The 25,187-nt window shown below is 72.7% G+C and carries 23 protein-coding genes and 2 pseudogenes; 18 read left to right on the top strand and 7 right to left on the bottom strand.

The annotated features are described in order from the left end of the window. Positions 1-441: 441 nt before the first annotated feature. The 5 genes and pseudogenes from ASG32_RS15080 (at position 442) to ASG32_RS15100 (ending at position 9,132) form a co-directional block, all read left to right on the top strand. Complete coding sequence (locus ASG32_RS15080) at positions 442-1,614, top strand: efflux RND transporter periplasmic adaptor subunit (protein ID WP_082557899.1); 1,173 nt, start codon at positions 442-444, stop codon at positions 1,612-1,614. Between the two features lie 46 nt (positions 1,615-1,660). After that, on the top strand, positions 1,661-4,789 hold the full coding sequence (locus tag ASG32_RS15085) for an efflux RND transporter permease subunit (protein WP_056527550.1): 3,129 nt from the start codon (positions 1,661-1,663) through the stop codon (positions 4,787-4,789). A gap of 344 nt (positions 4,790-5,133) precedes the next feature. Then, positions 5,134-5,688, top strand: a complete 555-nt coding sequence (locus ASG32_RS15090) for a BA14K family protein (RefSeq protein WP_244491978.1) — start codon at positions 5,134-5,136, stop codon at positions 5,686-5,688. Positions 5,689-5,901: 213 nt separating this feature from the next. Beyond that, a complete protein-coding gene (locus ASG32_RS15095) occupies positions 5,902-6,972 on the top strand; it encodes an IS630 family transposase (protein WP_056527556.1) in 1,071 nt (356 codons plus the stop codon). Positions 6,973-7,643: 671 nt separating this feature from the next. Next, a pseudogene (locus ASG32_RS15100) lies at positions 7,644-9,132 on the top strand (porin). A 149-nt stretch (positions 9,133-9,281) separates the two neighbouring features. Here ASG32_RS15100 and dps read toward each other — a convergent pair. The 3 genes from dps to ASG32_RS15115 all read right to left on the bottom strand — a co-directional run bounded on the left by dps (position 9,282) and on the right by ASG32_RS15115 (position 11,798). Next, positions 9,282-9,827 (bottom strand): DNA starvation/stationary phase protection protein Dps, encoded by a 546-nt coding sequence (gene dps / locus ASG32_RS15105; RefSeq protein ID WP_012321876.1) that lies wholly within the window; start codon positions 9,825-9,827, stop codon positions 9,282-9,284. A gap of 148 nt (positions 9,828-9,975) precedes the next feature. Continuing rightward, the gene (locus tag ASG32_RS15110) at positions 9,976-10,887 is read right to left on the bottom strand and encodes a trypsin-like serine protease (protein ID WP_082557900.1); all 912 of its coding nucleotides are present in this window, start codon (positions 10,885-10,887) and stop codon (positions 9,976-9,978) included. 149 nt (positions 10,888-11,036) lie between these two features. After that, positions 11,037-11,798: a trypsin-like serine protease gene (locus ASG32_RS15115; protein WP_056527559.1), complete on the bottom strand. Its 762-nt coding sequence runs from the start codon at positions 11,796-11,798 to the stop codon at positions 11,037-11,039. Positions 11,799-11,823: 25 nt separating this feature from the next. On the opposite strand from ASG32_RS15115, the gene ASG32_RS15120 reads away from it, so the two are divergent. From ASG32_RS15120 to ASG32_RS15145, 7 genes and pseudogenes are all read left to right on the top strand, one after another. Further along, positions 11,824-12,387, top strand: coding sequence for a hypothetical protein (locus ASG32_RS15120; RefSeq protein WP_056527670.1), 564 nt, complete (start codon positions 11,824-11,826; stop codon positions 12,385-12,387). 23 nt (positions 12,388-12,410) lie between these two features. Further along, positions 12,411-12,764, top strand: coding sequence for a head-tail adaptor protein (locus tag ASG32_RS15125; protein WP_020090919.1), 354 nt, complete (start codon positions 12,411-12,413; stop codon positions 12,762-12,764). Continuing rightward, positions 12,761-13,192 carry a DUF3168 domain-containing protein gene (locus tag ASG32_RS15130; protein ID WP_056527562.1) on the top strand — a complete coding sequence of 144 codons (432 nt, stop codon included), beginning with the start codon at positions 12,761-12,763 and terminating at the stop codon, positions 13,190-13,192. The genes ASG32_RS15125 and ASG32_RS15130 overlap by 4 nt, the downstream gene beginning before the upstream one ends. Positions 13,193-13,203: 11 nt before the next feature. Continuing rightward, positions 13,204-13,614, top strand: a complete 411-nt coding sequence (locus tag ASG32_RS15135) for a phage major tail protein, TP901-1 family (protein WP_056527565.1) — start codon at positions 13,204-13,206, stop codon at positions 13,612-13,614. Between the two features lie 5 nt (positions 13,615-13,619). Then, a complete protein-coding gene (locus ASG32_RS15140) occupies positions 13,620-13,967 on the top strand; it encodes a gene transfer agent family protein (protein ID WP_056527568.1) in 348 nt (115 codons plus the stop codon). 41 nt (positions 13,968-14,008) lie between these two features. Then, positions 14,009-14,185 (top strand): annotated as a pseudogene (locus tag ASG32_RS32605) (phage tail assembly chaperone); the annotation flags it as partial. Positions 14,186-14,194: 9 nt separating this feature from the next. Continuing rightward, positions 14,195-14,773: a phage tail tape measure protein gene (locus ASG32_RS15145; protein ID WP_056527572.1), complete on the top strand. Its 579-nt coding sequence runs from the start codon at positions 14,195-14,197 to the stop codon at positions 14,771-14,773. Positions 14,774-14,791: 18 nt separating this feature from the next. Here the strand turns inward: ASG32_RS15145 and ASG32_RS15150 are convergent, their stop codons facing one another. Continuing rightward, complete coding sequence (locus tag ASG32_RS15150) at positions 14,792-15,709, bottom strand: TauD/TfdA family dioxygenase (protein ID WP_056527575.1); 918 nt, start codon at positions 15,707-15,709, stop codon at positions 14,792-14,794. 390 nt (positions 15,710-16,099) lie between these two features. On the opposite strand from ASG32_RS15150, the gene ASG32_RS15155 reads away from it, so the two are divergent. Genes ASG32_RS15155 through ASG32_RS15165 form a run of 3 tightly spaced genes read left to right on the top strand, consistent with a single transcriptional unit; the run spans position 16,100 to position 18,176 of the window. Then, positions 16,100-16,741: a DUF2460 domain-containing protein gene (locus tag ASG32_RS15155; protein ID WP_056527675.1), complete on the top strand. Its 642-nt coding sequence runs from the start codon at positions 16,100-16,102 to the stop codon at positions 16,739-16,741. Positions 16,742-16,755: 14 nt separating this feature from the next. After that, on the top strand, positions 16,756-17,631 hold the full coding sequence (locus ASG32_RS15160; RefSeq protein ID WP_056527579.1) for a DUF2163 domain-containing protein: 876 nt from the start codon (positions 16,756-16,758) through the stop codon (positions 17,629-17,631). Next, positions 17,628-18,176 carry an NlpC/P60 family protein gene (locus ASG32_RS15165; protein WP_056527582.1) on the top strand — a complete coding sequence of 183 codons (549 nt, stop codon included), beginning with the start codon at positions 17,628-17,630 and terminating at the stop codon, positions 18,174-18,176. The genes ASG32_RS15160 and ASG32_RS15165 overlap by 4 nt, the downstream gene beginning before the upstream one ends. Here the strand turns inward: ASG32_RS15165 and ASG32_RS15170 are convergent. Continuing rightward, positions 18,107-18,391, bottom strand: coding sequence for an addiction module antidote protein (locus ASG32_RS15170; protein WP_056527585.1), 285 nt, complete (start codon positions 18,389-18,391; stop codon positions 18,107-18,109). The genes ASG32_RS15165 and ASG32_RS15170 overlap by 70 nt on opposite strands. Next, the gene (locus ASG32_RS15175; protein WP_056527588.1) at positions 18,391-18,693 is read right to left on the bottom strand and encodes a type II toxin-antitoxin system RelE/ParE family toxin; all 303 of its coding nucleotides are present in this window, start codon (positions 18,691-18,693) and stop codon (positions 18,391-18,393) included. The genes ASG32_RS15170 and ASG32_RS15175 overlap by 1 nt, the downstream gene beginning before the upstream one ends. Positions 18,694-18,768: 75 nt before the next feature. Between ASG32_RS15175 and ASG32_RS15180 the strand changes: the two genes are divergently transcribed. Both ASG32_RS15180 and ASG32_RS15185 read left to right on the top strand, forming a co-directional pair. Continuing rightward, positions 18,769-22,677, top strand: a complete 3,909-nt coding sequence (locus ASG32_RS15180; RefSeq protein WP_056527589.1) for a glycoside hydrolase/phage tail family protein — start codon at positions 18,769-18,771, stop codon at positions 22,675-22,677. A gap of 31 nt (positions 22,678-22,708) precedes the next feature. Next, positions 22,709-23,965 (top strand): DUF2793 domain-containing protein, encoded by a 1,257-nt coding sequence (locus tag ASG32_RS15185; RefSeq protein WP_056527591.1) that lies wholly within the window; start codon positions 22,709-22,711, stop codon positions 23,963-23,965. Positions 23,966-24,002: 37 nt separating this feature from the next. Here ASG32_RS15185 and ASG32_RS15190 read toward each other — a convergent pair whose 3' ends face one another. Continuing rightward, positions 24,003-24,563, bottom strand: a complete 561-nt coding sequence (locus ASG32_RS15190) for a GDSL-type esterase/lipase family protein (protein WP_244491979.1) — start codon at positions 24,561-24,563, stop codon at positions 24,003-24,005. Between the two features lie 79 nt (positions 24,564-24,642). On the opposite strand from ASG32_RS15190, the gene ASG32_RS15195 reads away from it, so the two are divergent. Continuing rightward, positions 24,643-25,149, top strand: coding sequence for a phage tail tip lysozyme (locus tag ASG32_RS15195; protein WP_056527598.1), 507 nt, complete (start codon positions 24,643-24,645; stop codon positions 25,147-25,149). Positions 25,150-25,187: the final 38 nt, after the last annotated feature.

The raw sequence follows: 25,187 nt of genomic DNA on the forward strand, positions 1-25,187 counted from the left end.
GATGAATGCGGTATTCGATCTATTTTAGAAAATAAGGGAACATAATCTGCATTAAAGCAGGTCCCATGTGGGGTGTGTGCAAATGTACCTGAAGGGCAACAGCAACATGAAGTATCTTCTTCTCGGAGCGGCCGTGGTCTTCGGTCTCGCCATCGCGTCACCGCGCCCGAGCTTCGCGGCCGGCGGAGGGCTCGATCCCGACGCACGCGCCACGGGCAACAGCGACTTCGCCGGGCAGCATCGCGGGGCACGGGTGACCTCACGGGGCGGCACGCTCAGCGCCCGTACTCGGCCCCGGTACAATCCCCCCATGCATAAGCGCCGCTACCGGTAACGACGGCGCCCACCACCGAAGACTTTTACAGGGACGGCCTCCTCGGGCCGTCCCCGATCCGGCGCGGCGTCGATCTCGAACCGCGCCGACCAAGAGGCTCGCAATCCATGACAGGAAGGTCCAAGCTCGGCTTGGTCGTTGTTTTGATCCTGGGAGCCGCCGCTCTGGGCTTCGGGTACTGGCGCTACCGCGAGGACGCGGCGCCCGCCAAGCCGGCCGCACCTCCGCCTGCCGTTCCGGTCGTCACCGCGGAGGTCAAGCAGGAGGACGTGCCGATCATCCTCAAGGGCGTCGGCACCGTCCAGGCCCTGAACAAAGCTCTGATCCGCAGCCAAGTCACCGGCTATCTGGAGAGCGTCAACTTCACCGAGGGCCAAAGCGTCAAGAAGGGCGACGTCCTGGCTCGGATCGATCCGCGTATCTATCAGGCCAAGCTCGATACCGCCGAAGCCAATCTCGGGCGCGACCAGGCGCTGCTGACCAACCGGCAGGTCAATCTCCAGCGCAACGAGCCGCTGCTGCAGCGCGGCTACGCGACGGAGCAATCGGTCACCGGCGAGAAGGCGCAGATCTCCCAGTCCGAGAACACCGTGAAGGGCGATCAGGCCGCGATCGAGTACGCCAAGACCGAACTCGACTTCGCCACGCTGCGCGCGCCCTTCGACGGCGTCACCGGCATCCGCCTGATCGACATCGGCAATGTGATCCAACCGTCGAACCCAGGCGGCATCGTCGTGCTGACCCAGGTCCAGCCGATCAGCACCGTCTTCACCCTGCCCACCGACGACATCCCGCAGGTCCAGGCTGCATTCGAGAAGGGCCAGGTGCAGACCACCATCTACAATCAGGCCGGAACCCGGAAGCTCGACGAAGGCCCGCTGCTCCTCATCGACAACGAGGCCAAGCCGAAGTCCGGCACCGTCCAGCTGAAGGTCAACACGCTCAACGCCAAGCGCCAGCTCTGGCCTGGCGCCTTCGTGAACGCCGAGGTCACGACCTCGGTGGTCAAGGGCGCGCTGACGATCCCGACCGACGCCGTCCAGCAGAACGACCAAGGGTTGTACGTCTTCGTCGTTGGTTCCGACCACAAGGTGGCGATCCGCTCGATCAAGGTCGGGCAGCGAGTGCGCGGCGTCGCCCTAGTCTCCGACGGACTGAAGGCCGGCGAGACGGTGGTGGTCCAGGGCCAGTACAGCCTTGTGCCGGGTACGGAGGTGGTCGCGGCCAAACCCGGCCAAGTGACGGACACGACGACGGCCACCGCCGGGATGCTGCCATGACTCCCCAGGCCGGCCTTTCGACGGTTCTCAGATCCGGGATGCTGCCATGAGCCTCTCGTCCGGCTTCATCACGCGCCCGATCGCCACCGCTCTGCTGATGGTCGCGGTCGTGGTGCTCGGCGGGATCAGCTACCGGCTCCTGCCGGTCGCCGCGCTCCCCAACATCGACTCGCCGACCTTCCAGGTCATGGCGCAGCTGCCCGGAGCCGATCCGAACACCATGGCGTCCGCGGTGGCGACGCAGCTCGAGCGGCAGTTCGGCCAGATCCCCGGGCTGACCCAGATGACCTCGAGCAGCGGCGTCGGCTACACCGCGATGACGCTGCAATTCAGCCGCAGCCGCACCGTCGACTCGGCCGCCACCGACGTGCAGGCGGCGATCAACGCGACGCAAGGGCTGCTGCCGCCCAGCCTCCTGTCGCAGCCGTACTATCGTAAGACCAACCCGGCCGACGCCCCGATCCTGCTGATCGCGCTCACCTCGGACGTGCTGCCGATCATGACGGTAAGCGACTACGCCTACTCGATCCTGGCGCAGAAGATCTCGCAGATGCCCGGGGTCGGCCTCGTCGGGGTCGGCGGCCTGATGCAGCCAGCCATCCGCATCCGGGTCAACCCCGCGATGCTGGCAGCCGAGGATCTCGACTTCGAGGCCGTCCGAACGGCGCTGGCCAACCTGACCGTCCTCCAGCCCAAAGGTCAGCTCTACGGCGGGCAGCAGGCCGTGGCGCTCGAGACCAACGACCAGCTGATGACCGCCGCACAGTTCGAGGACGCGATCGTCGCCTACCGCGACGGTGCGCCGATCTTCGTGCGCAACATCGGCTACGCGATCAAGGCGCCGCAGGACGTCACCCAAGGCGGCTGGAGCGGCCAGAAGCCGGCGGTCATCCTGGCGATCCAGCGCCAGCCCGGCGCCAACGTCGTCTCGACCGTGGACGACATCAAGAAGGCGCTGCCGCAGCTGAAGGCCTCGCTGCCGCCGAGCATCAACGTCGACATCGTCTCGGACCGCACGGTGACGATCCAGGCCAGCATCAGCGACGTGCGCTTCACGCTGCTGCTGACCATCGCGCTTGTGGTCGGCGTCATCGCGTTGTTCCTGCGCAAGCTCTGGGCGACCGTGATCCCGGCGATCTCGGTACCGATCTCGCTGATCGGTACCTTCGCGGTCATGTACGTGCTGGGCTACAGCCTGGACAACCTCTCCTTGATGGCGCTCTCGATCGCCATCGGCTTCGTGGTCGACGACGCCATCGTCATGGTCGAGAACATCGTCCGCCACATCGAGAACGGTGCCACGCCGCTGCAGGCCGCACTCGACGGGGCGGGCGAGATCGGCTTCACCATCCTGTCGATCTCGTTCTCGCTCGTGGCGGTGTTCATTCCGCTGTTCCTGATGAGCGGCGTCGTCGGCCTGCTGTTCCGCGAGTTCGCCGTCACGGTCGCGGTCTCGATCCTCGTCTCGGTGGTCGTCTCCCTGACGCTGACGCCGATGCTCTGCGCCAAGCTGCTCCCGGCTTCCGAAGCGCAGCGGCCGAACGCCATCTCGAACGCGCTCGAGCGGTTCTTCAACTGGCTCGGGGCGTGCTACGACGCCGGTTTGACAGTGGCGCTGCGCCACCGCTTCCTTACGCTGATGACCTTCGTCGGGACGGTCGCGTTCACTGGCTACCTGTTCTGGGTGATCCCGAAGGGCTTCTTCCCGCAGCAGGACACGGGACTGATCATGGGCATCAGCGAGGCAGCCCAGGACGTCTCGCCGGAGGGCATGAAGCAGCGGCAGAAGGCCGTGCTCGACATTGTCGGCCGCGACCCGGCGGTGGCCCACGTGGTCGGCTACATCGGCCCCGGCGGTCCGACGGTGACCGAGAACGACGGTCGCGTGTTCATCCAGCTGAAGCCGGAGAGCGCGCGCGACGTCACCGCCGATCAGGTCATCACGCGCCTCTCGACGGCTCTGCGGCAGGTCCAGGGCATGACGCTCTACATGCAGGCGGCCCAGGACATCACCATCGGGGCGCGACTGTCCAAGACGCAGTACCAGTTCACCCTGACCGACGTCGACAGCGACGTGCTCGCCAAGTTCGCGCCGAAGGTGCTTGCGGCGCTGAAGAAGCTGCCCGAGCTGTCCGCGGTGACGAGCGATCAGCAAACGACCGGGAAGACCTTGACCGCGCAGATCGACCGGACGGCCGCCTCGCGCCTCGGCGTCGACCCCGCCGTCGTCGACGCCACGCTCTACGACGCGTTCGGCCAGCGGCACATCGCGCGCATCTTCACGGCACTGAACCAGTACTACGTCATCCTAGAGGTCGACCCGAGCTACCAGCTCGGACCGGACGCCCTCCAGCGGATCTACGTCCGCTCGCAGAGCGGCACCTCCGTCCCCCTCATCGAGATCGCCAAGCTCGTGCCCGGGGTCGCGCCCGTGGCGATCGAGCACCAGGGGCAGTTTCCCTCGGTGACCCTCAGCTTCAACCTCGCGCCGGGCGCCACCATCGGGGCCGCGGTCGCGGCGGTGGAGAAGGCGGTCGCGGACCTGCACCCGCCCAAGTCCCTCGCCAGTGGCTTCCAGGGCAATGCCCAGGCGTTCCAGACCTCGCTCGGCTCGACGCCGCCTCTGATCCTCGCGGCGCTGTTCGCGGTCTACATCATCCTCGGCATTCTCTACGAGAGCACGATCCACCCGCTGACCATTCTGTCGACGCTGCCGTCGGCCGGGCTCGGCGCGCTCCTGACGCTGATGCTGGTCGGGCGTCCCCTCGATATGATCGGCATCATCGGGATCATCCTGCTGATCGGCATCGTCAAGAAGAACGGTATCATGCTGATCGACGTCGCGTTGGAAGGACAGCGCGAGCGTGGTCTGACGGCCGAGCAGGCGGCCCACGAGGCCTGCCTGCTGCGGTTCCGGCCGATCCTGATGACGACGATGTGTGCACTGCTAGGCGGCGTCCCGCTGATGCTCGGCACTGGTACTGGCTCCGAGATCCGGCAGCCGCTCGGCTACGCCATCGTGGGAGGCTTGGCGGTCAGCCAGGTGCTGACGCTGTTCACGACGCCGGTGATCTACATCTACATGGACAAGCTGTCCGACCTGCTGTCGCGCCGGAAGGCGGCGGCGAAGCATGGGCCTGAAAATCAGGGCCCCGAAGTGGCGCAGCCGACCTGAACCCGACGACATGCCGCGGGCTCTGACCACGTGCCTGAACCGGGTCGCTTCGAGCATCCGGAAGCGGATGATGCGCGCTTCCGTCATGGCGAGGTCGCGTGTGCCTGTAGTCAGGTCGACGCGCTGATCGACAGCGCTTTGTGCCAACCTGCGCCGCGTACGGCCGCCGCCCACGGCAGAAAACGACATAATATACTTCAGTATAGACTCGACTTGAGTCGGAAGAGTCACAGATAGCGGTCACGACGACTGGCCGAATTGCCAAAGCGGCTAGCATGTGGGGGCATCGATAGCATGAACGATTGGAGATCAGCATGAAGCACCATCTTGTTGCAGCCATTACGATGGCTGGCGCACTCGCCCTGGCGCCGGCAACGGCCGATGCTCGTGGCGGCGGCCACGGCGGCGGCGGGTTCCACGGCGGCGGGTTCCACGGCGGCGGCTTCGGAGGCTTCCATGGCGGCGGCTTTCGTGGGGCCGGGTTCCGCGGCGGTTTTGCCCGTGCCGGAGCGGCTCGCAGCGTCGCGGCGAACCGGGTCACCGTCCGCAACGTCGTGGGTCGGGGCGCCCTGGCCGGTAGAGGCTTCCGTGATGATCGCCGGTTCGGCTTCCGCCGCGGCTTCGGGTATGGCGGTCTCGGCCTCGGTCTCGGACTAGCCGCTTCCGACTTCGGCTACGGTTACTGGCCAGACTACTACTACGGTGGCGCTGCCGCCCCGGCCTACGGCTACGCGCCCGTAGCCTACGACCCGGCGGCTCCCGCTCCGGCCGCGGATCCGACGGCGACGGCGACGGCGGCGGCGAGCCAAGTCGCCTCCTGCGAGGCGCGGTTCAAGTCCTACGATCCCGCGACTGGCACGTACCTCGGCTACGACGGAAAGCGGCATCCCTGCACCTAGTGCAGTGACGCGGACGGAGGATTCACGCGGGCGGTGAGGCGTGCGAGGCTGGGCGATGGCTCAGACGGTATGCGTACTCCTCGATGCGACCGACACGGCACGGCTGGCTGCGATCGCCAACCCTCCATGGGGCCAATCCTCCGCTATTCCGCCCCTAGTGCAGTGACGCGGACGGAGGATTCACGCGGGCGGTGAGGCGTGCGAGGCTGGGCGATGGCTCAGACGGTATGCGTACTCCTCGATGCGACCGACACGGCACGGCTGGCTGCGATCGCCAGCGACCGCTCCCGTCCGCTCAAGCACATCCAGCGCGCCCGCATCGTCTTACTCTCGGCCGAGCGCCTGAGCGTCCAAGATGTGGCCCGGCGGGCGGGCGTCAGCCGCCCAGCCGTGTGGCGCTGGCAGCGGCGCTACGCCGAGGCGGGCGTTGATGGTCTGCTGCGCGACAAGACACGCCCACCCGGGACACCACCCCATTCGACCGAGACGGTCGCCGAGGTGCTGGCGCTGACCTGCTCGGAGCCGCCGGGCGAGGTCACCCACTGGACCGGGCGGGCCGTGGCCCGCGCTGTCGGGATCTCGTTGCGCGCCGTGCAACGGATCTGGGACGCTCACCGCCTCCAACCGCACCGGCTGCGCACGTTCAAGCGCTCGCGCGATCCCGCTTTCGCCGCCAAGGTCGAGGATGTGGTCGGCCTATACATGGATCCGCCGGCCCATGCGGTGGTGCTGTCCATCGATGAGAAAAGCCAGATCCAGGCGCTGGAGCGGACCCGCCCCGACCGTCCGCTCGCCTCCGGCCATCCCGCCGCCCAGACCCACGACTACACACGCCACGGCACCACGACGCTTTTTGCCGCCCTCGACGTCCTGGCCGGCACCGTGCTCGGCCGTTGCATGCAGCGCCATCGGAACGGTGAGTTCATCCGGTTCCTCAACGCCGTCGAGGTTGCTGTCCCGCCCGGCAAGGCGATCCACGCCATCCTCGACAACGTCGCCACCCACAAACATCCGAAGGTGCGCGCTTGGCTCGCCCGCCACCCGCGCTGGATCTTCCACTTCACCCCGACCTCGGCCTCGTGGCTCAACGCGGTCGAGGGCTTCTTCTCGGCGCTGACCCGCCGTCGGTTGCGACGCGGTTCCTTCACCGGCGTCGTCGACCTGCAGGCGGCGATCAAACGCTATATCGCCGAGCACAACCGGAGCGCCAAACCCTTCGTCTGGACCAAGCCGGCTACCGACATCCTCGCCGCCGTCAGCCGATCCCCTGAACCATCTGTCTGAGTCAGTGCACTAGGGNCGGAGCGCCAAACCCTTCGTCTGGACCAAGCCGGCTACCGACATCCTCGCCGCCGTCAGCCGATCCCCTGAACCATCTGTCTGAGTCAGTGCACTAGGGCCGATCGGCCGTGCCGGTCGACCCGATGGGGTGAGAGGGGACCGGGACCCCGGCGCCGCCTCTCGATACCGAGCAGTCCGGGTCCGGTCCCGTCGGCAGACGTCCGTCGCTGCGGGGCCCGCGCACCGCCCGGCGCGGCGCCATCCTGCAGGGCGATCGGATCCGCGTCCGAGCCGGCCCGTGAGGGCTCGACGGCCGAATACCCCTTCGTTTCCGGTAGATCAATACGATCTGTCAGGGAAGTACAGTGTTTCTGCTAGAAACATGGTCTGTTAGTACGCTTTCCAGCCGAAACGCTCGTGCTGTGTCTGTTTCCGTCGGACAAACAAGATCATTTTTATGTGGCCGCGCGGCCACCGAATACATCGGCACGGGTGGCCGTTCCGATTTGGGATTGATGGTTGCGGCCATTTGCGGGAACTTATTCGAACAAGAGCTCGAAAGAACCAGAGCTCATCGGCAAGACGAATCAATTCGGCCGAAACAAATAATAGCAGCGCGGCCTGCTTGGCTGAATGCTGTCTCCAATATGGGTCTCGACGTTTTGGGGAAATCGATGAGGATCTTGAAGCACACGCTCCTCTGTTCCGCCACGGCTCTGTCCGCGGCGAGCGCAGCGCAGGCGGCTGATCTGCCGGTCAAGAAGGCTGTCCCGGTCGAGTACGTCCGCGTCTGCGGCGCGTACGGCGCCGGCTTCTTCTACATCCCCGGCACCGACACCTGCCTGCGTCTCTCCGGCCGCGCCCGGTTCGAGGGCGGCTACATGACCAGCTACTCGCGGCAGAACGGCACCAACGTCGGTGATACGTCGGGAACAGCAGGCGCGGCTCCGGAACGAGCATCGCGTCGACAAGGCCTTCATCCAGTTCGCCGGCATGACCGCCGGTCGCGCCTCGTCGTTCTTCGACTTCTACGCCCACGACTTCGAGTTCGCCGGCGCCACGCTCGGCTCCGACATCGCCTCGACCAACCTGCTCGCCTACACGGCCACGCTCGGCAACGGCCTGTCCGCCACGATCTCGGCCGAAGACCCTGTCTTCCGCCGCAGCCCGATCTTCTCGCAGACCAACAACCCGGCCGGCGTGACGAACAACTCCAACATCGTCAATTTCGCTCAGACGAACGCTCCGGCCGAGGTGTTCATCGGCTACACCGGCGGCGTGCCGACCCGGTACAGCTTCGTCGACGTGATCCAGCGCTCGCGCATGCCCGACGTCGTGGGCGCCCTGCGCCTCGACCAGGCCTGGGGCTCGGCTCAGGTCTCGGCCGCCGTCCACGAGCTGAACGTCGGCAACGTGGCCAACGGCGCCGGCACCGGCACCGGCTCGAACATCAGCATCCCCCACACCAGCAACTCGTACGGCTGGGCGGTGCAGGGCGGCCTGAAGATCAACACGCCGTTCATCGCGCCGGGCGACGCCCTCTACCTGCAGGGCGCCTACGGCTCCGGCTCGCAGATGTACACCGGCTACTGCGCGTTCAGCGGCTGCTACTCGCAGAACCCGACGACCATCCAGGGCCAGAAGTTCGCGCAGTACTTCAACGACGCCACGGTGAACCCTTTCACGGGCCAGATGGAGCAGTCGACGAGCTTCACCGCGACGGCCTCGTACCTCCACTACTGGACGCCGGAGTGGCGCTCGGCCTTCTTCGGGTCGTACGGTGAGATGAACTACAGCAGCGGCGCCCGTCTGGCCCAGGGCGCGGCCTTCGCGCTGTCCAATCCGGCCGGTGCCAACTCCTTCGGCGTGAACGCCGTCGGCGTGCCGGGCACCCGGTTCTACCAGCTCAGCGAGGCGCTGCGCGACACCTACCAGTTCGTGGCGGGCGGCAGCATCATCTGGTCGCCGGTCAAGGACCTCGATATCGGTGTCGAGGGCTTCTACACCCAGATCGGCGTCAAGAACGGCCGCGTGATCGACCGCGACAAGAGCCCGACGGCCTACGCGAACGTCGCCGGCATCAACAACGGCACCTTCGTGCCGCGGACCACGACGGCGGACAGCGTGTCCACCTTCCGCTTCCGCGTCCAGCGCGACTTCTGATCCCCGATCGGGACCGGTTCGCTCTCCAAAGCTTCCCGGTTCTGATGTCCCCGTGCAAAGGGACCCCACTGAGCCCGGCCTCGCGGCCGGGCATTTTCGTATCCCCGATCGCGTCGGGTCGCGCCCCGCCCGAAGGCGGGGCGCCGCGCTCAGCGGCCCGCGTTGCCGTCGCGCAGGGTGCCGGTCGGCTCCTGCACGTGAGCCTCGAGGAACCAGAGGTGCTTGTCGACCGCCCGCGAGATCTCGGTGAACAGGTCGGCCGTGTCGGGGTCGCCCGCCTCGTCGGTCTCGTCGATGTTCTGCCGGACCGCGTTGGCGTAGGCGGCGTAGCTGTCGATCAGCGCGGCGATGTGGTCGGCGATGGCGTAGATGCCGGTCGGGTAGGCCGGCAGCTTGGTGCGCTCGGCGACCGCCTGGGTCGAGCCGAAGGCCGTGGCGCCGAGCTGGACCGCGCGCTCGGCGACGCTGTCGTTCAGCTCGTCGAGCTGGGTGCGGAACCCGTCGAGCATCTCGTGGACGCCGATGAACTGCGGGCCCTTGAGGTTCCAGTGGGCCTGCTTGATCGCCAGGGCGAGGTCGATGCCGTCCGCGAGCCGGGCATTGAGCGCCTCGATCGAGACCTTCTTGGCGTTCGAGTCGGTGTTGTTGCGGGTCTTGTGCGTCCGCGGGGTGTTGCTGGTGCCGGTGTCGGCCATGCTCTCGCTCCGTGAGCCGGGAAGGTTCGGATGCGAAAAGTGCCGATCGGCCCCCGGGTTCCCGCAGGCGCGGAGGATCCGGGGACGGGCAGCGGCTTTGCCGCGGTCAGGCCGCGGTCACGCCGCAGCCCGACTGCGGTGAGGCCCCTCAGCGGCGGCGGCCCGGGCGGGCCATCCAGTCGGACCGGTTGCCGCGGGGCAGGGCGTCGCCGACCTGGATGCGCGACAGCTCCGCCGTGCGCGCGGCGATCCAGCCGGCATGCTCGGCCACCGGGGTCACGGCGGTGAAGCCGCCGCAGGCGGTCCGGCGCGCGCCCTGCTGCAGGGCGCCGCTCGACCAGCTCACCACGCCGACGATCCGGTAGCCGCCGGGGCCCCCGGTCAGGATCGGGCCGCCCGAATCGCCGAGGCAGGCGCCGGCGCCCGAGGTCTCGGCCATGCGCCGCCGGTCGGTGACGACGGTCACCCGGTTGGCGACCTGGAGCGAGCCGATCGACACGAGGTGGGCGAGCCGCAGGATGCGCGCCGAGTTCCGCCGGTTCTCGGCCACCACACCGAAGCCCGCGATGTCCACGGGCTGCCCGTCGGTGATCGAGCCCGCGCCCCGGGGATCGAGGGGCGCGTAGTCGTTGCCGAGCGGGCGCTCGAGCTTGAGCAGTGCCAGGTCGACGCCGGGCTGGTCCTCGGGGGTCGTCCCGGGCACGAAGTCCGGGTGCATGGAGGCGGTGATCACCGCGGTCCGGTGCTGGCGGAAGTTCCGGTCGACGCTGATCACCGTGTAGCCGGCGGGCCGCATCACGCAGTGGGCCGCGCTCAGCACGAGGTCCGGGGCGATCAGGGTGCCCGAGCAGATCTCGCCCTCGGTGCTCTCGATCCGCACCACGAAGCTGCGCGCCCCGTTCGGGTCCCGCGTCGTCGTGCCGTTGATCACCGCCGCCGCGGGCGTGGGCAGCAGGCCGCCGAGGGCGCCGAGCAGCGACAGGCCCAGGATCCCGCCCCACAGGCCGCCGCGCAGGCTGCGCTCGCGGGGGCCGGCCTTTCGGATCGGGCGAGGGGACATCGGGAACTCCGGGCGCGCGGAGGCGCGGGTGGGGGACGCCGGAGGCGGCGCCGAGGGAGCCTGGGGCGAGGGGCCCCAGATCGAGTGAGCCTAGAGCAAGGCAATAGCCCGGCCAAGCTGAGGTTCCCTGCGGACACCGCGCCGCGACGCTACTGCGCCCAGCGCCCCGTCCGGTTCCAGCCGTCGAGCACGCGGTCGATCCAGCCCCGCTGCGGCCCCACCAGGACGCCCTGGGTCAGGCCGCCGCAGGCGCCGCCGATCCAGGCCGACAGGGCGAGCACCGCCCCGTCCGGTCCCGCGATCGGGCCGCCGGAATCGCCCTGGCAGGCGCCGCCGCCCGCGCCCTTCAGCCAGACCAGGATGCGGCTCGGCCCGTAGGGCTCGATCACCGGCAGGCCGAGGCTGCGGTAGGTGCCGGTGGAGCGCGGGTCGCCGGGCTTGGCCGCGCCGTAGCCCGACAGGGTCAGGGTCTCGCCCGCCCGCGCCGGGGCGGCGCTCAGGGTCACGGGCGCGAAGCGCGGCGGCAGCGGCGTCTCGGTGCGCAGCAGCGCGAGATCGACGGAGCGCCGCCGGGAAGCGGCCGCGCCGGCGTCGTAGCCCGGATGGACCGCCCGCGCGGTGACGTCGACGAGCACCGGCGCCCCGGCGGCGTCGCGGAAATGGACGCGGTGCTCCTTGGCGCCGGCGAGGCAGTGGCCGGCGGTCAGCACCGTGTCGGGGGCGAGCACCACGCCGGTGCAGACGCCGCCCTTCGACGACAGGACCATCACGGCCCCGCCGGCCGGCGCCTCGGTGCCGCCGACGATCGCCCACGCCGGGACGGCCGCGAGCGCCGGGATCGCCATCAGGATCGCGGTGACGGTCGCTACCCGCGCGGCGCGGGCCGCCGGGCGGCGCTTCGAGATCGGCATCGGACCACCTGCAGAGAGACGCGCGATGATCCCGTTACGCATCGCCGCCGCCGCCGTCGAGCCGGTGGGCGTGCCCGACCTGCGCGCCTACCTGCGCGTCGACTCCGACGCGGGCGCCGACGAGGACGGCCTGCTCCAGGCCCTGATCGCGGCGGCCCGCGCGAGCCTGGAGATCGAGACCCGGCGGATTCTGGTCCCGGGCCGGTACCGGATCGCCCTGACGGCCTGGCCGCCGGACGGGCAGGTGCCGCTGCCCCTGAGCCCGCTGGTCGCGATCCTCCGCGCCGGCCTCGCGGACCCGTCCGGAGGCGTCACCGACCTCGACGCCGGGCTGGTGCGCCTCGGCCCCGACCCGGACGGGGCACCGTCCCTGCAGGTGGATCCGGCCGCGCCGGATCCCGCCGGCCGCACGATCCTGATCGAGGTCGCGGCCGGGTACGGCGGCGACGGTCCGCCGCTCCCCGAGCCCCTGCGCCTCGCGATCCTGCGCCTCGCCGCCGCCCGCTACGAGCGTCGCGGCGACGAGCCCGACGCCGCCCCCAACGACGCCGCCGCGCTCGGCGCGCCGTTCCGGCGCCTGCGGCTGTGATCCTCGCACCCGGAGATGCCCCGATGGCGACCTCGTTCCAACGCCCGCCCCTCGGCGCGCGGCGGCGCCGCTTCGTGCTCGAGCGGCCCCTGGAGGAGCCGGACGGGTTCGGGGGCGTGCTGCGCCGCTATGTGGCCGGTCCGGTCCTGTGGGGCGCGATCGCCCCGGCGGGACTCGCCGACCGACCGGCCGGCGGCCGCACCGACACGCGGCCCGCCTACCGCGTCACCCTGCGGAGCCGGGCCGCGCTCGACCCGACCATGCGGCTCGCCGCCGGGCCGCGCCGCTTCGCGATCCGCGCCGTCGCCGAGCCCGACGCGCGGGGCCGCGACCTGATCTGCCACGTCGAGGAGCTGCCCGGGGAGGGCCGGTCGTGAGCGATCCGGGCCCGCTCCTGGCGCTCCGCGCCGGCCTGATCGCCCGCTTCGCCGCCGACGCCGCCCTGGCCGCGCTGCTGGGCGGCCGCGTCCGGCTCTACGACGAGCCGCCGCGGGGCACGCTCCCGGTCTACGTGCTGTTCGGCGACGCCGAGATCGCGGACGAATCCGTCGACGGCGCCGAGCGCCACCGGCACAGCAGCCACGCGATCGCGGTGATCGCCCAGGCGGGCTCGGTGCGCACCGCCCTCGACGCCGCTTCGCGCATGGCGGCGCTCCTCCGGGACGCCCCGACGCCCCTCGTCCTGCCGCTGGCCGGCTGCCGGCTCGTGACCCTCCGGGTGCGGGCCGTCCGCGCCCGGCGCGACGCCCGGACCGGCGAGGCCAGGGCGACCCTGACGGTCGAGGCCGTCACCGAGAATCTGTGAGGAGGGTGCCGATGGGCGCGCAGAAGGGCAAGGACCTGCTGATCCGGGCCGGCGACGGCGCGGGCGGCTTCGCGGCGGTGGCGGGCCTGCGCAGCCGCCAGATCACCCTCAACGCCGAGACCGTCGACGTCACCAACGCCGATTCCGCCGGGCGCTGGCGCGAGCTGCTCGCCGGGGCCGGGGTGCGGCGGGCCGCGATCGCCGGCTCGGGCGTGTTCCGCGACCAGGCCTCGGACGCGCGCCTGCGTCTGCTGTTCTTCGAGGGCGCGGTCGAGGTGTTCCAGATCGTGATCCCGGCCTTCGGGATCCTGGAGGGGCCGTTCCAGATCGCGAGCCTGGAGTACCGGGGCGACCATGCCGGCGAGGTCACTTTCGACATGAGCCTCGAGTCCGGCGGCGCGCTCGCCTTCGCGGCGGTCTGAGCGTCGTGGCCAACCGGATCCGCGGCGAGGTGCCGCTCACCCTCGGCGGGCGGCGCTACACGCTCTGCCTCACCCTCGGCGCGCTCGCCGAGCTGGAGACCGCGCTCCAGGCCGGCGACCTCGCGGGCCTCGCCGCGCGCTTCGCCGGCGGGCGCGTCTCGGCCCGCGACCTGATCGCCCTCCTGGGCGTCGCCCTGCGGGGCGGCGGCCACGACCTCGACGACGCGGCGGTGGCGCGGCTGCCGCTGGCGGGCGGGCTCGACGCCGTCTCGGCCGCCCTGGGCGACGTCCTGGCGGCGGCCTTCGGGGAAGCGCCGGGCGGGGAGGCGCCGGGCCCGGCAAACCCTCCCTAGGGCCGGACGCGGACCCGCCGCCGCGTCCGGCCCCGGGCCGCTTCCCCTGGGACGACGCCCTCTCCCTCGGCCTCGGCGCGCTGGGTTGGCGGCCCCGCGACTTCTGGTCGGCGACGCCGCGGGAGTTCGCCGCGGCGCTCGGCCGGCGCGCCGGCCCGGAGCCTCTGTCCCGCGCCGCCTTCGCGCGGCTCCTCGCCGCCCATCCCGACCCACCGTGAGGCACCGCCATGGCCGAGACCGAGCCGCAGGGGGACCCGCTGTCCGACGACCGGATCCGGCAGCTCGAGACCCTGGACCGGCTGGCGCAGAGCTTCGGCCGCAGCCTCGACACCGCCCTGACCCGCGGGGCCGCGTCCGGCCGCAGCCTCGACGGCGTGCTCGGCACCATCGGGGCGCGCCTCGCCGGCGTGGCGGCGCGGGCGGCGGCCGGGCCGATCCAGTCGGGCCTCACGGGCCTCATCGGCGCGATGCTGGGCTCCGGCGCGGAGACGGGCTTCGCCCGCGGGGGCGTGTTCCGGGGCGGCCGCGTCCAGCCCTTCGCCGCCGACGGCGTCGTGGCCGCGCCGACCTACTTCCCCATGGCGGGCGGCGCCGGCCTCATGGGGGAGGCCGGCCCGGAGGCGATCCTCCCCCTCGGCCGCGGGCCGGACGGTCGCCTCGGCGTGGCCGCGGGCGGCGCCGCGGCGCGGCCGGTCTCCGTGACGGTCAACATCGCGACCCCCGATCCGGGGGCGTTCCGCCGCTCCGAGGCGCAGGTGACCGCGAGCCTCGCCCGGGCGGTGGCGCGCGGCCAGCGAGCGACCTGAGGCGCGCGCGGCCACAGCTCACGCCGCCCTGCGCGCCCCCGTCTCCCGCGCCCGGCTGGTGCGGCCGTCGACGCTCACCGGCGCGACGCCCTGGATCGTCACGCGGCGGACCACGCGGGGCGCCTCGCCGTAATCGTCCACCGCCCGGTGGACCGTGGCGCGGTTGTCCCAGATCGCCACGTCGCCCGTCCGCCACGACCAGCGCACGGTGTTCTCGGGCCGGGTCGCGTGGTCGTGGAAGATCGCCAGCAGGTGCTGCGAATCCGCGGTGGTCAGGCCCAGGATCCGCTGGATGAAGTGGCCGACGATCAGCGAGCGCTCCCCGGTCTCCGGGTGGACGTGGACCAGCGGGTGCTCGGTCTCGAACACGGTCCTGGTGAACACCTCGTCGTAGCGCCGCCGCCCGGCCTCCGACACGTTCACCCGGCCGCCGACATAGTCGTAGACGTTCGAGTGCAGCGCCCAGAGCTTGTCGGCGAGATCGCGCAGGGGCTCGGGCAGGTCCGCGTAGGCCGCCGCCGTGTTGGCCCAGAGCGTGTCGCCGCCGTGGGGCGGCAGCGTCACGGCCCGCAGGATCGAGAGCGCCGGGTAGGCCGGCACGAAGGTCACGTCGGTGTGCCAGGAACTCGCCCGCTCGCCCCGGCTGCCGTCGATGTCGAGGATTCCCGCCGTGCCGGCGAGAGAGGGCACGGTCGGATGCGGGACGAGGTCGCCGAGGCGCCGGCCGAAGGCCTCCTGCCCGGCCTCGTCGAGGTCCTGGTCGCGGAAGAACACCACCTTGTGGGTGTTCAGCGCCTGCCGGATCGCCGCGACCGTCCCGTCGTCCAAGTCTCCCGAGAGGGCGACGCCGCGGATCTCCGCGCCGATGCGGCCGGCGACGCGGCGGATGTCGAGGGCGGGAGCAGACGCGTGGAGGGGCTGGGGGATGGCGCTCATCGAAAGGTTTCCCTGGCAGAACGGCGCCGCGTCGTGCGGATCGCGCGGTGAACCGAGATGTGCGGGCCGAGAGGACTTCGGAGAACATCCGCTTCGGTGCGGCGATCTTCGATCACCTGCCGTCCCGTGTCGATGAACGGCGCTTTTGATTTTCCGGCGCCTCTCGGAAGACTTTTTTCAGCTGCTCCGATCCGGCAGCGATACCGTTCCCCGGGCGCCGCGCGGGATCTGCGGCCCGGCCTCCGTCCTCGCGGGCGGAGCGAAGCGATCCCGGAGCGCCACGGTCACGGATGTCGCGCAGCCCGGGGTCGCGTCGCTGCGCTCGCGATGACGGTGACGCCCCGGAAGACCGGCGCGGCCCTGTCGCCACCCGAACCGGAGAGGCCCGTCATGGCCGACGACTTCCACGAGGTGCTGTTCCCCCTGGACGTGTCCCTGCGCGCCGGCGGGGGGCCGCAGCGGCTGACCGAGATCGTGACCCTGGCCTCGGGCCGGGAGCACCGGAACGGCCGCTGGGCCGATTCCCGCCGCCGCTACGAGGCCGGCTTCGGGATGCGCGGCCTCGACGCGCTGCACGCCGTGCTGGCCTTCTTCGAGGAGCGGCGCGGACGGCTCTACGGATTCCGGTTCCGCGACCGGGTCGACGACCGCTCCGGGCCGCCCGGCCGGCCGACGGGTCCCCTCGACCAGCTGCTGGGCACCGGCGACGGCGCCACCGCGTCCTTCCCGCTGGTCAAAACCTACGGGTCCGGCTTCGCGCCCTATCGCCGCCGGATCGCCAAGCCGGTGGCCGGCAGCGTCCGTGTGGCGGTGGCGAGCCGGGAGGTCGAGCCCGGCGCCTTCGCGTGCGACCCGACGACCGGCCTCGTCACCTTCGCGGCGGGCCGCGTCCCGCCGCCCGGCGCCGCCGTGACGGCGGGCTTCGCCTTCGACGTGCCGGTCCGGTTCGACACCGACGCGCTGACCATCGACCTCGCCGCCTTCACGGCCGGGGAGATCCCGAAGGTGCCGCTCGTCGAGATCGTGCCCTGAGGAGGCGTGACGCCGTGCGCGACATCCCGGAGGCCTTCGCGGCCCATCTCGCCGGCGGGGTGACCACCCTGTGCCGCTGCTGGTCCCTGCGGCGGCGGGACGGGCTCGCCCTCGGCTTCACCGACCACGACCGCGACCTGACCGTCGCGGGCCTCGTCCACGCCGCCCGCACCGGGCTGGAGGCGGCCGAGGCCAGTGCCGAGCTCGGCTTCGCGGTCTCGGGCGGCGACGTGGCGGGAGCGCTCAGCGGCCTCGGGCTCACCGAGGCGGACATCGCCGGCGGCCTCTACGACGGCGCCGCCGTGGAGACCTGGCTGGTCGACTGGAGCAGCCCCGAGACCCGGCTCCTCCTCGACGTCGCCACGATCGGCGAGGTGCGCCGGGACGGCGACGCCTTCGTGGCGGAGCTGCGCGGCCTCGCGCACCGGCTCGGCGCCGAGCGGGGCCGCACCTACCGGGCGACCTGCGGCGCCGATCTCGGCGATGCCCGATGCCGCGTTGACCGCGCCGCGTGGACGACGGCCGGCCGGGTGAGCGGCGTCCCGGAGCCGGCCACGCTCGCGGCGGCGCTCGCCGGGTCCTTCGCGGACGGCCTGTTCACCGGCGGGCGGCTGACCTGGACGACGGGCACCAATGCCGGGCTCGCGGCGGACGTGCGCCTCCAGCTCGGGCCGCTGATCGAGCTCTGGACGGTGCCGCCCCGACCGGTCGCCGCCGGCGACGGGTTCAGCCTGACGGCCGGGTGCGACAAGCGCCTCGCCACCTGCCGCGACCGCTTCGCCAACGCGGTCAATTTCCAGGGCTTCCCGCACATGCCCGGCAACGACGCGGTCATGCGGGCGGTCCCCGGTTCGGACCCCATCCTCGACGGCGGGAGCCTCTTCCGATGAGCGCGATGCGGCGCGAGATCGGCCGAGAGATCGGTGTTGCGGCGCTCGGCGAGGCGCGGCTCTGGCTGGGCACGCCCTACCGCCACCAGGCGTCGCTGCGCGGCGTGGGCTGCGACTGCCTGGGCCTGCTGCGCGGGGTCTGGCGCGGGCTCTACGGCGCCGAGCCGGAGGTGCCGCCGCCCTATTCCGGCACCTGGGCGGAATCGGCCGCGCCCGGGACCGACCCGCTCACCGAGGCGGCCGCCCGCCACCTCGTGCCGGTGCCCGGACCCCTGGCGGACCTGGCGCCGCGGCCGGGCGACGTCCTGCTCTTCGCCTTCCGCCGCCACCTGCCGGCCCGCCACTGCGCCATCGCCACCGGCGCCGGCGCGATGATCCACGCCCACGACGGGGCCGCCGTCACCGAGGTCGCGCTCACCGGATGGTGGCGGCGGCACGCGACGGGGGTGTTCCGGTTTCCGGCGCGCTGCGGCGCCTACGAGGAACGCGTCGATACGGTGAGCTTGACGCCGAGCACGTCCATGATCTTGCGGACCGTCTCGTAGCGGAGCTTCGAGCCCGGCGTCAGCGCCTTGTAGAGGCTCTCCCGACCGACACCCGCTTCCCGGGCGATCTGCGCCATGCCGCGTGCCTTCGCGACATCGCCCAGGGCCGCGATGAACAGCTCGGGGTCGGGGTCGTCGAGCGCCGCCGCCAGGTATTCGGCAATCGCCTCCTCACTGTCGAGGAATTCCGAGGCGTCGAACGGTGTGAAACGCATCAGGTGATTCCGTCGAGAGAGGCGGCCATGGATTTGGCCCTCTGAATGTCCCGGGTCTGGCTGGACTTATCGCCGCCGCACAGGAGCAGGTACGTTACCTCGCCGCGTCGGACATAGTAGACGCGAAAGCCCGGGCCATACGGGATCCGCATCTCGAACACACCTGCCCCGACCGGTTTGGCATCCCCGAAATTGCCGAGCCCCGCGCTGCGGATACGTGCCGCGATGCGCGCCCTGGCGCGGTGATCCTTCAGGCCCGTGAGCCAAGTCCGGAAGGTGTCGGACAGCAGGATCGTCGTCACCGATCGAACGTATCCGATCGGATACGGACCGGCAACCCGTCCACGCGATACCGCCATCAGATCCGGAGCCCCGCCATGGCGACGCTGATCCTGTCCTCGGCCGGCGCGGCGGTCGGCACCGCCCTCGGAGGCCCGATCGGCGGCCTGGTCGGGCGGGCGCTCGGCTCCGTCGCGGGCGCGGCCCTCGGCGGCGCCCTGTCGGGGGCCGGGCGGCACGCGCGCTTCGTCGAGGGGCCGCGGCTCGCCGACGTGGCCGGGCTCACCTCCACCGAGGGCGATCCGATCCCGCGGGTCTACGGGCGGGCGCGGATCGGCGGCACCCTGATCTGGGCGACCCGTCCACTGGAGGTCGCCAACACCACCGTCGCCCGCGCGGCCGCGCCCTCCAAGGGCCTGGGTGGGCTCGCGGGCGGCCCGAGGACCGTCACCACCCGCTACAGCTACTTCGCCAACCTCGCGGTCGGCCTGTGCGAGGGCGAGATCGCCTGCGTCCGCCGGATCTGGGCGGACGGGCGGGAGATCGACCAAGCCGGCCTGACCCTGCGGGTCCATACCGGCGGCCCCGGCCAGGAGCCGGACCCGCTGATCGTCGCCAAGGAGGGCGCGGAGAACGCGCCCGCCTATCGCGGCCTCGCCTACGCGGTGTTCGAGAACCTCGCCCTCGCGGCCTTCGGCAACCGCGTCCCGCAATTCGCCTTCGAGGTGATCCGCCCGGTCAACGGCCTGTTCGACCGCGTGCGCGCCGTCGACCTGATCCCCGGCGCCAGCGAGTTCGGCCTCGATCCGGACCGCGTCACGGTCGATCTCGGGCTCGGCCGCACCGAGGCCGCCAACCGGCACCAGCTCCAGCGCGGCACCGACGTGATCGCCTCCCTCGACGCGCTCCAGGCGCTGTGCCCGAACCTGCGCCGGGTCGCCGTGGTGGCGACGTGGTTCGGCACCGACCTGCGGGCGGGATCCTGCCGGGTCGTGCCCAAGGTCGAGGCCGCCGACAAGCGCGCCCGGCCGGAGGATTGGCGCGTCGCCGGGATCACCCGCGACCGGGCCGAGACGGTCTCGACCCTGCCGGACGGCAGCCCGGCCTACGGCGGCACGCCGGCGGATGCGGGCCTGACCCGGCTGGTCTCCGAGCTGGCGCGCCGGGGGCTGGCGGTGTCGCTCTACCCGTTCGTCATGATGGACGTGCCGGCCGGCAACGCGCTCCCCGATCCGCACGCCCCCGGCGCCGCGCAGCCCGCCTATCCCTGGCGCGGCCGCATCACCTGCGATCCGGCCTCCGGCCGTCCGGGGAGCCCGGACGGGACCGCCGCGGCCGACGCGCAGGTCGCAGCCTTCTTCGCGGGTGGCTACCGCGACGCGGTCCTGCACTACGCAGACCTCGCGGCCGGCTGGGCGGCCTCGGGCACGCCCCTCGCGGCCTTCGTGATCGGCAGCGAGCTCGTCGGCCTGACCCGGGTGCGCGGCGCGGCCGGCTACCCGGCAGTGCGGGCCCTGCGCGACCTCGCCGCCGCGCTCCGCGACCGCCTCGGCCCGGCCGTCACCCTGGTCTACGGGGCGGACTGGACCGAGTACGGCGCCCATGTGGGCGACGGCGGCGCCACCGTCCGCTTCCCCCTCGACGACCTGTTCGCCGACCCGCATATCGGCGCCGTCGGGATCGACTGGTACCCGCCCGTCTCCGACTGGCGCGACGACCCGGACCACGCCGATCTCGCGGTGACGGGCGACATCGCCGACCGGGCCTATCTGAAGGCCCGGGGCGCGTCCGGCGAGGCCTTCGACTGGTACTACGCCGACGCGGCCGACCGCGCCGCCCAGGCCCGCCGGCCGATCACCGACGGCGCCGCCGGCAAGCCCTGGATCTACCGGGCCAAGGACCTCGTCGCGTGGTGGTCGAGCCCGCACGTGGAGCGCGACGGGGGCGTCGAGACCCGCACCACCGCCTGGGTGCCGGCCGGCAAGCCGATCTGGCTCACCGAGATCGGCGTGCCGGCGGTGGACAAGGGCACCAACGGCCCCAACGTCTTCCCGGACCCGAAATCGTCCGAGAGCGCCTTCCCGCCGGAATCCCGGGCCCTGCGCGACGAGCTGATCCAGCTCCGCGGGCTGGAGGCCGTGATCGCGCGGTTCGACCCTTCCGTGCCGGGCTTCCGGGAGGCCGACAACCCGGTCTCGCCGGTCTACGGCGGCCGCATGGTCGATCCCGACGGGATCTTCGTCTGGGCCTGGGACGCGCGCCCCTTCCCGGCCTTCCCGACGGTGCGGGGCGTCTGGGCCGACGCCGCCAACTGGCGGGTCGGCCACTGGATCACCGGCCGGATCGAGGGCTGCGACCTCGACCTGCTGGTCCAGCGGATCCTCGCGGATTTCGGGTTCGACGCGCCGGTCTCCGTGGAGGCCGCCGCCTATCTCGACGGCTACGTGATCGACCGGCCGCTCACGGCGCGTGGCGCCCTGGAGACCCTCGCGGAGGTCTACGGCCTCGACGTCTCGGCGGTGGCCGGGACCCTGCGGCTGCGCGGTCCCCGGCGCGACCGGCCCGTGATCCTGGCCGAGACCGACCTCGTCCGGCTGTCGGAGGAGCGGCCGGTCCTGCACCAGGTCCGGGCCGAGGAGAGCGCCCTGCCGCGCTCCGTGGAGCTCGGGATCACCGATTCCGAGAGCCCGGATTACCGGCGCGCCGCGGCCTCGGCCGTGCGGCCCGCCGGTCTGCGGCGGCGCGAGACCCGGATCGAGGCGGCGATCGTCACCCGCCGGGAGACCGCCGACGGCTTGGCCGAGGCGCTGCTCGACCGGCTGATCGCGGCCCGCGACACCGCGGTGTTCACGCTGAGCCCGCGCCGGGTCGAGCTGGAGCCCGGCGACCTCCTGGCGGTGCCGGCCGACGTGCCCGGCGGCGCGGTCCTGCGCCGGATCGACCGGATCGACGACGCGCCCACGGGCCGCCGGATCGAGGCGAGCGGGGTGCCGCCCCGGGCGGGGCCCGGGCGCGGGCTGCCCCGCGCGATGGCCCAGGCGGCGGTGTCGCCGCCCGCCTTTCCCGGACCGCCGCTCGCCGTCGCCCTCGACCTGCCGGTCGACCGCGGCGACCCCACGGTCCTTCAGTCCTGCGCGGTGGCGGCCGAGCCCTGGCCCGGCGCGGTCGCGATCTGGCGCGCCGCTGGTGACGGGCCGCTCGCCCTGCACCGCCTCGTCGACTACCCGGCCTGCCTCGGGCGCACCCTGTCGGCGCTGCCGCCCGGCCCGCTCTGGCGGATTCAGCGGGGCGCGCATCTCGACGTCGCCCTGCGGCGCGGCGCGACGCTGGCCTCGATCGGGGCGGGCGCGATGCTGGCCGGGGGCAACCTGTTCGCCCTGCTCGGCGCGGACGGGACCGTGGAACTGCTCGGCGCCGCGTCCGCGGTCCTGACCGGGCCCGACACCTACCGGCTGTCCGGTTTCCTGCGCGGGCTCGCGGGCAGCGAGGCGGCGGCGGGGCGGGTCTGCCCGGCGGGGAGCCTGATCGTGCGCCTCGACGACGGCGCCGTGACGCCCCTGGTCGACCGGCTGGACGAGGTCGGCCGCGCGTTCCGCTACCGGATCGGGCCGGCGGATCGCGACCCGGCCGACCCGGCCTTCGCCGAGATCGCCGCCACGGCCGGCCTCGCGGCGCTGACGCCGCTGCGGCCGGTCCACCTGCGGGCGCGGCGCGCGGCGGACGGGGTGCGGCTCTCGTGGATCCGGCGGGCCCGCCGCGACGGCGACGCCTGGGAGCCGGCCGAGATCCCGCTCGACGAGCCGGAGGTCTACGCCGTGACGGTGTTCTCGGCCGCCGGCACGGCCCTGCGCACGGTCCGGGCCGAGGCCCAGCACTGCCTCTACGCGGACGAGGCGGCCGATTTCGGCGGTGCCCAGACGCATCTCGACGTCGCGGTGGCGCAGTTCGGTCTCGTCGCCGGGCCCGGACCCGCCTGCCGCGCCCGAGTCTCCGTCCGCTCGGCCTGACCGCTCGACCTGACCGCCCGGGAGCCGCCCCATGTCCGACGCCACGCCCCATCTCGGCCTGCCGCGGATCGCCGCGAGCCAGGCGCAGAAGCACGTGACCCACAACGAGGCGCTCGGCCTGCTCGACGCGCTCGTCCAGCTCGCTTGCCTGGACAAGGACCTCGCCGCGCCGCCGCCGGGCCCCGCGGAGGGCGACCGCTACCTCGTGGTCGCCGCCGAGCCCGGGGGCGCCTGGGCGGGGCTCGCGGGCCAGGTGGTGCGCTACGCCGACGGGGTCTGGACCGGCGCCGCGCCGCGGGCCGGCTGGCTCGCCTGGCTGATCGACGAGGCCGACCTCTACGTCTTCGACGGCGCGGCCTGGACGAGCCTCCGCCGCGCGCTGACCGCGCTCCAGAGCGTCGGCCATCTCGGGATCAACACGGCGGCCGACGCCACCAACCGTCTCGCGGTGAAGTCCGATTCCGCGCTCCTGACCTGGGACGACGTCACGCCGGGCACCGGCGACATGCGGGTCTTCGTCAACCGGAAATCCGCCGCCCGCGACGCCGCCCTGGTCTTCGAGACCGGCTACGCGGCGCGGGCGCTGCTGGGCACCCTCGGGAGCGACGACTTCACCCTGAAGGTCTCGCCCGACGGGGCCGCCTTCGCCACGGCGCTCACCGCCTCGGCGCGGACCGGCGGGATCGACTTCGCCTCGGCCGAGACCGCCCTCGCGGCCGCCCCCACCACCGACCTCGGCGCGGCCGGCACCCGGCGGGTGCTCGTCACCGGCGCGGCCCGGATCGCGAGCTTCGGCGCCGCCGCCGACCGGGAGCGGTTCGTGCGCTTCTCGGGCGCCGCGACCCTGGTCCACGATCCCGAGGCGCTGGTGCTGCCGACCCGCGCCGATCTCGTGACGGCCGCCGACGACACCTGCATCGCCACCTCGGACGCGGCGGGTCGCTGGCGCGTGCGCCATTACCAGCGCGCCGACGGGACGCCGCTGGCGACCGGCGCGCAGGTGCTCGGCGCGAACGGGTCGGTGCGGCTCCCGGGCGGCCTGATCGCGCAATGGGGGCTCGTCACCGCCGCCGACGCGGATGTCGCGGTGCCGTTCGGCATCGCCTTCCCGGGGAGCTGCCTCGGCGTCTGGGCGCAGCCGGTCGCCGGCGCCGGCGACGCGCTCCACGCCGCGCAGGTCAGCGACGTGGCGGCCACCGGGTTCACGCTCCGCACCCGCCGCGCGACGGCCGGCGCGGTGGCGGGCGTCGGGTCTGTGCCGACCTACTGGCTGGCGCTGGGCGCGTGAGCGCCGTGGATCCGCAGGCGGCGCCTCGCGGCCGCTCTCAGTCCGGAACGGCGTCGAGGGCCCGCAGCATCGCCGGCTCCACGGCCGCGTAGCCCGCGCCGTTGAGGTGGATGCCGTCGTCGGTGAAGTCCATCCGGAGCGCGCCCGCCTCCGTGGCGAGCGGCGGCCCGTAATCGACGAGGCGGGCCGGGCCCGCCGCGCAGTAGGCGCGCAGCCACCCGTTCAGGGCGCGGATCCGCGCCACCGGCCGCAGCTCGGGGCGCCAGCCCCAGAAATCGCTCGGCATCACGGTACCGATCGTGAGCGGCAGCCCGGCCGCGAAGGCCATCCGCCCCATGGCCATGATGTTCCCGGCGATCGCCCGGTCCGGCACCGGGCCGCCGATCTCCGCGATGTCGTTGATCCCGCAGAGTAGATGCACGGCCCGGGCGCCGGCCGTGTCCCGCAGGAAGCGCGCCCGGATCTGCCCGCTCGTCTCGCCCGGGACGCCCCGGGCGACGAAGCCGTGGCGCGCGAAGGTCTCGGCCCGCACCGCGCCCCAGGCGGCGGTGATCGAGTCGCCGATGAACACGAGCGGCCGGTCCTGTCCGCGTCCCACGCATCCCCCTCGGCGCCGCCCACGGCGCGGGCCGCCTTAGCCCGGCGCGCTCGGGGAGGCCAGTTTCCGGAGCAAGCCCATGCCGCCATCCGACCCCGCCGCGCGGGAGCCCTTCGCCGCGGCCTGCCGCCGGCTCGGCCCGCGGCTGATGCGCGATCTCGGCCTGAGCGACGTCCAGGCCGCCGGCCTGCTCGGCAATCTCGGCCACGAGACCGGCGGGTTCCGCCAACTCCAGGAGGTCGCCCCCGCGGTGCCGGGCTCCCGTGGCGGCTGGGGGCTCGCCCAGTGGACCGGGCCCCGGCGCGTCGCCATGGAGGCGTGGTGCCGGGCGCGCGGCCGCGATCCCGCCGACCCCGAGGCGGGCTACGGCTACCTCTGCGCCGAGCTGCGCGGTCCCGAGGCGCCGGCCCTCGCGGCCCTGCGGGCCACCACCACCCTCGCTGCCGCCACCGAGGCGGTCTGGCGCCGCTACGAGCGGCCCGGCGTCGTGGCGCCCGCGCGCCGCCTCGCCTGGGCGCGCCGGGCCCTCGCCGCCCTGCGCGACGGTCCCGCCGCGATGCCGGCTCAGCCGCCGGGCCGGCCCTGACCCGTCGTCACCCGATCCCGAGCCGGCCGGGTCCGCCG

Source organism: Methylobacterium sp. Leaf361 (genome assembly GCF_001424445.1).
Classification (GTDB): Bacteria; Pseudomonadota; Alphaproteobacteria; order Rhizobiales; family Beijerinckiaceae; genus Methylobacterium.